The organism is Roseibaca calidilacus (genome assembly GCF_001517585.1).
GTDB lineage: Bacteria > Pseudomonadota > Alphaproteobacteria > Rhodobacterales > Rhodobacteraceae > Roseinatronobacter > Roseinatronobacter calidilacus.
Genome location: NZ_FBYC01000001.1, coordinates 1 through 7,274 on the forward strand (window position 1 = coordinate 1; position 7,274 = coordinate 7,274).

Sequence of the window (7,274 nt, forward strand, 5' to 3'; positions counted from 1 at the left end):
GTGGTCGAGCCTGAAAGTATCGCATGCCCCTGCGGCTGCGGGGACATGGTCAAGATTGGCGAAGACCGGAGCGAGCGGCTGGATTACATCCCGGCGCGCTATCAGGTGATCGTCACGATCCGCCCGAAATACGCCTGCCCCAAGGGGCGCACAGGCGTGGTGCAAGCCAAGGCGCCTGCGCATCTGTTGGAGGGCAGCTGGCCCACCGAGGCGTTGCTGGCACAGATTGCCGTCTCCAAGCATTCCGAGCACATGCCACTGAACAGGCAGGCCATGGTCATGGCGCGGCACGGGGTCCCGATCGACCGATCCGTATTGGCCGACTGGATGGGCCGTACCGGGGCGCTGATCGCACCTGTCGTTGACCACATGGCCAAGCGCCTGATGGCCGAGAGCACGCGGCTTTACGTCGATGAAACCACCGCCCCGGTTCTCGACCCGGGGCGTGGAAAGACCAAGACTGGCTATTTGTGGGCCGTGTTGCGCGATGATCGCGGTTGGGGTGGGACTGCGCCGCCGGGTGTGGTGTTCCATTATCGTCCCGGACGGAAAGGCGCGTATGCCGCCGAAATCCTCGACGGCTTCAACGGCACGATCCAGGTCGATGCCTATGGTGGCTATACCCATCTGGCCACATCCAAGCGCACAGGTGGCGATCCGCTGCAGCTGGCTTTCTGCTGGGCGCACGGCAGGCGCAAGCTGATCAAGGCCAAGCCGAAGAAGGGATCGCCCATCGTGGACGAGGCGCTGTTGCGGATCGCGGCGCTTTACAAGATCGAGGACGCCATCCGGGGGCTCGACCCGGACCGCCGCCGGGCTGTCCGGCAGGAAATGTCCCACCCGCTTGTCGATGAATTCTTCACTTGGCTAAAGGCACAGGCCGCCCGCGTCTCGCGCAAATCCGACCTCGGTGAGGCCATGGCCTACATGCTGAAACGGCAGGACGGCTTCAGGCTATTCCTCGAGGACGGACGCGTCGACATCGACTCCAACCTTGTCGAAAACGCCATCCGCAGCCCGGCCATGAACCGCCGCAACGCGCTCTTCGCCGGCCACGACGAGGGCGGGCGCAATTGGGCCCGCTTCGCCAGCCTGATCGGCACATGCAAGATGAACGGCGTCGAACCCTATGCCTATCTGCGTGATCTCTTCACCAAGCTGGCCAATGGCCATCTCGACAAGGGCATCGATGCGCTGATGCCATGGGCATATGCCCAGCAGGACAAGGGTGCATAGGGAACTCGTTGCGTAGTACATTATGAGCTACTGCGCGCCCTCCGATCCGCACCATCTCACCAAAGCGCAAGCCCGGAACCAATGGGGCGTAGCCGCCGCTTGCGGTGATGCTCGATAGCCTGGATGCCGAGGGCCGTCGCAACATGCGATTTCCCTGTGCCAGGCCCCCCGATCAGCACCACATTCTCTGCGCCATCCAGAAATTCGCAGCGATGGAGCTGGCGGACCAGAGCTTCACGCATTTCACTGGCGGCAAAGTCGAACGCGGACAAGTCCTTGTATGCTGGGAAGCGGGCTGCCTTCATGTGATATGCGATCGAGCGCACCTCGCGCTCGGCCATTTCAGCCTTTAGCAGTTGCGACAGGATCGGCATGGCAGCCTCGAATGCAGGCGCTCCCTGATCGAGTAGATCCTGCACGGCCTGCGCCATGCCTGGCATTTTAAGGCTGCGCAACATGATGATGAGAGCTGCACCGGCGGGGTCATGACGCATGGCGTGTTCCTCTCGTGGTGCGCAACCCATCGTAGCGCGCGACATTGGCCTCGGGCTCTTTGCTCAGCGTCAAGGCCGCAGGAGGGTTCACATCCGGCTGGTCGGTCAGTTTGCCATCCAGCAGCCTGTGGAGCAGGTTCAGAACATGGGTCTTGGTCGGCACGCCCGCCTCCAGAGCCAATTCCACGGCGCACAGGACGGCCTGTTCGTCATGGTGCAGCACCAAGGACAGGATATCGACCATCTCGCGGTCCCCGCCGGGCTGGCGCAGTATCTTCGCCTGTAACATGCGGAAGGGTTCGGGCATTTCCACAAAGGGAGCACCATTGCGCAACGCTCCGGGTTTACGCTGAACCACCGCCAGATAGTGGCGCCAGTCATAGATCACGCGCCCCGGCTGGCGGTGCGACCGGTCGATGATGCGCTCATGCGTGCAAATCACATGCCCCTCGGCGACGACCACCAGCCGCTCAGGGTAAATGCGAAGGCTGACGGGGCGGTTTGCAAAGCTGGCGGGCACAGAATAACGGGTGCGATCAAAGTTGATCAGGCATGTCGGCGAGACGCGCTTTCTTTCCTCGACAAAGCCATCGAACATTGTGGGGAGCGCCATCAGCGCAGGCTTCTCGGCTGCCCACACATCTGCGATGCTGCCAGGCAAGGTGCCATGCGCCGTCTCTGCCCATAGCAGCTTACAGCGTTCTTCCAGCCAAGCATTCAGCGCATCCAGATCCGGAAAGGCCGGCATCAGCTGCCACATGCGTCGTGCTGGAAGCACGCCTCCGGCGTGACGGCGCGCGTCGCGGACATTCTTCTCGACCTGTCCCTTCTCCCAGCCCGCTGCCGGGTTACAGAACTCGGGATCAAAAACGTAATGGCTGGTCATCGCCGTGAACCGCGCATTCACATCGCGCTTCTTGCCAAGTCCGACCTTGTCGACCGCCGTCTTCGTTCGGCCTGGCCTCGGACCCGTGGCGGCCAAGCCTCACTGTCATAGATGCCGCGGCTTGGGACGCCTTCGAAGACACGGAACGCATGCCAATGGGCATCAAACAGCATCTCATGCGTTTGCAGCAGATAGGCCCGCACCAAAAATGCCCGGCTGTGCGACAGCTTAACGTGGGCGACCTGCAGCTTGATCCGCTCACCGCCGACATAGGCCCAGTCTTCGCTCCAATCAAACTGAAAGGCTTCACCCGGCTGGAACACAAGCGGCACGAAGACACCCCGGTCGGTCGTGTGATACGCGCGCTGGCGTTCGCCTTTCCATTCACGAACGAAGGCCGCAACACGCTCGTAGGAACCGTCATATCCCAGCTTCACCAGATCGGCGTGCATCAGCTTCGCCGTCCGGCGCTCTTTGCGTGATTTGCGCTGATCCGAGACAAGCCAAGCTGTCAGCTGCTTGGCATATGGGGCGAGCTTGCTAGGACGATCCGGCGTCTGAAACGCCGGTTCAACAATCCCCTCCCGCAGATATTTCTTGATTGTTCGCGGTTCCTTCGAACCGATGGCAGTCACCGCTCACTGCGCGATATGCCCGTGCGCCGTGCAATCTCGCGAATGGGCATCTTGTCTCGCAGCGCCCATGTTCTGATTACCTTCAAAAATCCCATGTCGATCACTCCATTTGCCCCCAGCTGGTTCAAGCCGGGGCAAGGTTGCACATGGGTCAATTCTCAATGACAGTTTTGGCGATTACCGGGTCAAATCTCAGTGGCAATCAACACCAGCACCCTTTGCGCCACCACCCGCCGCCAATCCAGACCTTCGAACAAGGCTTCCGCCTGCGCCCGAGACAGCCGCATAACCCCGTCCTGAATCTTCGGCCAGGCGAAGCTGCCCTGTTCCAGGACCTTGTAGATCAGCACCATTCCGGTGCCATCCCACACAAGGATCTTCAACCTGTCCCCGCGTTTTGACCGAAACACCACCGTCACCCCGGAATGCGGATCGAGCTTCAGCTCCGTCTGCACGATCAGCGCCAGAGCGTTGTGCCCACAGCGGAAGTCTACTGGCTTCGTCGCGATCAGGATCGGCAGCCTCTGACCCGCGACGATCATGTCGCCCCGCGCAATGCACGCACCAGCGCCGCCGCGCGCTCCACTGTAACATCACCGGGAATACGCAAGCGCAGGTCGGACCCGACCTCAATCGTCAGCACACCAGAGCCATCCTGCGCGGCCGCGGCCGTGGAAAACACCGGCTGATCCATGGGCTCGGGCAGAATTGACAGCGGCACAAAGGCAGGCTCCGCCGCCTCCGACGCAGGCGATCCGTTCAGCGCATCCATCAGGTCACCCGGCAAAGCCAACCGACCCTGTCGGGCATGGCGACGCCAATCTGACAGGTGATGTGGGAGCAAATCGTATTTGCGTGCCACATCCACAACCCGCGCCCCAGGCTGATAACTCTCCGCGACAATCTTCGCTTTCACTTCCGATGGCCATCGGCGATTGCGCCGTCGCGGTTCAACAATTTCACACCGACCCATAAATCCGTCGCCACCATCCGCCATGCGAAACCTCCATCTGCGCGCGCAGACCTTCTCGCAGGCATGCCACGCGTCAGGAACAGGACAAATCAATGGGGCGTGGCCGTCGCTTACGAATGGTCAGCGGCGCTGGCTGGATGTGGTGAGAGCGCGGATTGTTGCGGAGCCGCTGACGCCGGGGCCTACGGCAAATGAGGTTGCGCGGCGATACGGGTTGCGGGCCAATCATTTTTCAGAATGGCGGCGTCGTGCGTGGCGCGGCACGCTTGTTTTTCCGGCTGCCCCGGAAGGCGACAGACTGTGCTTCGCGGCGGTCATTCTGGCCGGATCGAGGGTAACGGTAGTATCTTCAATTTTATCTACTCCGTCGTTGCAACAAGCGGCCATTTATTGAACTTGGAAACAAAAAAGGCACGGTACTTTGCGGTTTCCTTCAGTCGCCCTATCCAGATTTGCGCTTCTGGTCGGAGCGGGCGTTTTATTGTCCGCAGGCCAAAGTGCAGCTGACGAAGATCCTGTTGGGCGCTTGGCGTTCGGCGTGGGATATGACCGGGATTCCGGTGTCAGCCTTGTGGGTGCGTTTCAGCATCGGGCCTTGATGGGGCGGGATCAGTCGATCGATCTCGCCTTTTCGGTATCGTCCCAAGAGCAGACCGTCGCGCTGGACTACCGTCTGAACCGGTTGGGCGACGGCAATCCGACATTTGGTGTTGCGGTCAGTCATGCGGAGCGGGATCGCAGCGAACGTCAGGGTATCGACACCAGCGTCACCCGCGTGTCACCGGGAGCGGTCTGGGATCTGGGCGATGCGGGGGTCATGTCGCTCGGCCTTGTCTTCATCAAGGATGATTTGCGCGCCTTGGCAGAGGCACCCGCCATCCTTCAGGACGAGGATGGAGCGCGGTCGCTGATGGGCGTGGCGCTGAATGGCGAGCTCGGGTTCGGCGCTGTTGAGTTGGGCTTCAATGCGGTCCTGCTCGATGATGGCGAGGATCTTCGCTACACCAAGGCCGAGGTTGCGCTGGATTACGCCCTGCCGATCCCGCCCGGTGCGCTTTCTGCCGAGCTTGCCCTCAGGGCAGGGGCCATCAATGTTGCGCAGGGACAAACCACGCTGAACGACCGATTTCTTCCATCGTCGGGTGCCATTCGCGGCTTCGAGGCGAACGGATTCGGCCCGGTGGATCCCGCGGCCCTTGATGGCGCGCCCGTGGGGGCGACGCGCTATGCGGTCATGTCCTTCGACACGCGTTATGCAGGGCTTTTGCCGGGTGCGCCGGACGTGTCCTTTGGCCTTTTCATGGATGTTGGCTCGGCCTGGGGGCTGGATGCGAATGGCGATGCGGCGCGCGCGACCATTGACGCCGATACCTACTGGCGCGGCGCGGCTGGCATCACCATCGGTCGGGATTTCGGGGCGGCGCGCCTTGAACTGGTGCTTTCTGATGCCTTTGCGCACAGGCCTTCGGACCGTGTGCAAAACGTACAACTGAATTTTTCCAGCACCTTCTGAGGTGGCAGAATGGAACGGGCTGTCATGCAACGCTTCGCGCAAAGGACAATGGGTCAGCTGATCGGACTGACACTGGCGATGGCGCTGGCAGGCTGTGGTGGCAACATCAAGTTCGAGAAGACGGCCGACGAGTTGCTCGAGGCGATGGAGCGCGAGGGCCCCGTTGTCCCGCTGCCCGACAGGCTTGCGCCGGCCACGATCGACAGCGCAGCCATGCTGTCCGAATTCGCGTTCGCGGCCTCACAGATGAGCCAGCGCACCGCCTCTGCACGGCGTCTGATGCTGGCTGCCGAAGCCCGTGTCGAGGAAGCGGAGCGCGAGTTTTATCCTCAGGTCACGCTGACGGCCGAGCAGATCACAACGGAACAGTCGATCCTCGAAAGTTCGAACCCGTCGGTTGAGGGCGATGTGTCGAGCTATGAGACAGGAAACGTGAATCTCACCGCGCGTCTGCGTCTACTTGATCTTCAACGATCTGCCGCCGTGGTCGCGGCCCGCTCAGAGGCGGCGGCCCGCGCCGCCGATCTGAAAGCGGCCGAGCAAGATCTGCTGGAGGATATCGTCACGGCCTATGTGCAGGCAGGCGAAGCGCTTGAGCGCTGGCGCCTTGCACAGGCCGAGGTGCAGTTCTATTCGGCGCGCGCTGAGTTCGAAGTACGCCAGGAAGCCGCTGGCGAATTGCGCGGCTCGGCGCGGTCTGTCGCTGCGGCGGAACTTGCGCGTGCGCGCAGTGATGCAGAGATCGCAGCCGCCGATTTCCGGATCCGAACCGATCAGATGTGCGGGCTGGGTTTCGATACCACATGCCCCTATCCCGCCTCGGCGCGTGTAACGGTTGCTTTGCCGCGCCCGCAAGCGATCACGCAGGACGAACTCGACAGTATAGAGAACGCGCCCGAGATCCGGGCCATGGCCGACCGCGTGAACGTGGCACTTCGCGAGGTCGATCAGGCACGCATGGCCATGTATCCGCGCATCACGCTGGAACTGGCGGCGGCGCAACGGGACCGGGGCGGTTCGCTCTTCGACGGCTCCAGCCTGTCGCGCACAAATGATGTCTCGCTGCAGATGGAATGGGATATTTACACCTCGGGCCGGCTGCGCAGGATCCGGGATGCAGAGTTGAACGAAGCCCTCGCAGCGGGTCACGACTACGAAGCCCGCCTTCAGAGCGCGGTCAGCGACATGCGCAGCGCGACCTCGGCGCTGAATGCGCTTTGGCAACATGACCGGTCGCTTGATCAGGTCGTCGCGCTGCGCCGTGCAGCCCTGCAGGAAATTGAGCGGGAACGCGACGCAGGTGTGCTGAGCGATCTGGACGTCGAACAGGCGCGGCTGGACCTTGTCCGCGCCGAGGTGTTCCAGCAGCGGACCCGCCGCAATTACATCGTAGCCACGGTTGCGCGCGCGCGCGCCCAAGGTGCGATGGATCAGGACCTTCTGAACACGGTTGAACGCGTGATGTCCGACAATCGGTTCTCGGTACGCGTTTATGGAATGGCTGCCCCGTGAAATTTCCAGCGTTGAATGATGAAGC

The 7,274-nt window shown here is 61.9% G+C and carries 6 protein-coding genes and 2 pseudogenes; 4 read left to right on the plus strand and 4 right to left on the minus strand.

Features of this window, described 5'->3' with window-relative positions; genetic code table 11:
- The coding region (tnpC, locus tag AWT76_RS00005; RefSeq protein ID WP_072244157.1) for an IS66 family transposase at positions 1-1,236 on the plus strand (1,236 nt) is incomplete at its 5' end.
- 95 nt (positions 1,237-1,331) lie between these two features.
- On the opposite strand, the pseudogene AWT76_RS00010 reads toward tnpC, so the two are convergent.
- From AWT76_RS00010 to tnpA, 4 genes and pseudogenes are all read right to left on the minus strand, one after another.
- Positions 1,332-1,730 (minus strand): annotated as a pseudogene (locus tag AWT76_RS00010) (ATP-binding protein); the annotation flags it as partial.
- A pseudogene (istA, locus tag AWT76_RS00015) lies at positions 1,720-3,346 on the minus strand (IS21 family transposase). The pseudogenes istA and AWT76_RS00010, both read right to left, overlap by 11 nt.
- Positions 3,347-3,436: 90 nt before the next feature.
- Positions 3,437-3,793, minus strand: a complete 357-nt coding sequence (tnpB, locus tag AWT76_RS00020; protein ID WP_072244158.1) for an IS66 family insertion sequence element accessory protein TnpB — start codon at positions 3,791-3,793, stop codon at positions 3,437-3,439.
- The gene (gene tnpA / locus AWT76_RS00025) at positions 3,790-4,248 is read right to left on the minus strand and encodes an IS66-like element accessory protein TnpA (RefSeq protein WP_072244159.1); all 459 of its coding nucleotides are present in this window, start codon (positions 4,246-4,248) and stop codon (positions 3,790-3,792) included. The genes tnpB and tnpA overlap by 4 nt, the downstream gene beginning before the upstream one ends.
- On the opposite strand from tnpA, the gene AWT76_RS00030 reads away from it, so the two are divergent.
- The 3 genes from AWT76_RS00030 to AWT76_RS00040 all read left to right on the plus strand — a co-directional run bounded on the left by AWT76_RS00030 (position 4,247) and on the right by AWT76_RS00040 (position 7,249).
- On the plus strand, positions 4,247-4,618 hold the full coding sequence (locus AWT76_RS00030; protein ID WP_072244160.1) for a transposase: 372 nt from the start codon (positions 4,247-4,249) through the stop codon (positions 4,616-4,618). The genes tnpA and AWT76_RS00030 overlap by 2 nt on opposite strands.
- Before the next feature lie 144 nt (positions 4,619-4,762).
- Complete coding sequence (locus tag AWT76_RS00035) at positions 4,763-5,737, plus strand: BamA/TamA family outer membrane protein (RefSeq protein WP_141655830.1); 975 nt, start codon at positions 4,763-4,765, stop codon at positions 5,735-5,737.
- Positions 5,738-5,785: 48 nt separating this feature from the next.
- Positions 5,786-7,249, plus strand: a complete 1,464-nt coding sequence (locus AWT76_RS00040) for a TolC family protein (protein ID WP_072244162.1) — start codon at positions 5,786-5,788, stop codon at positions 7,247-7,249.
- Positions 7,250-7,274 lie beyond the last annotated feature (25 nt).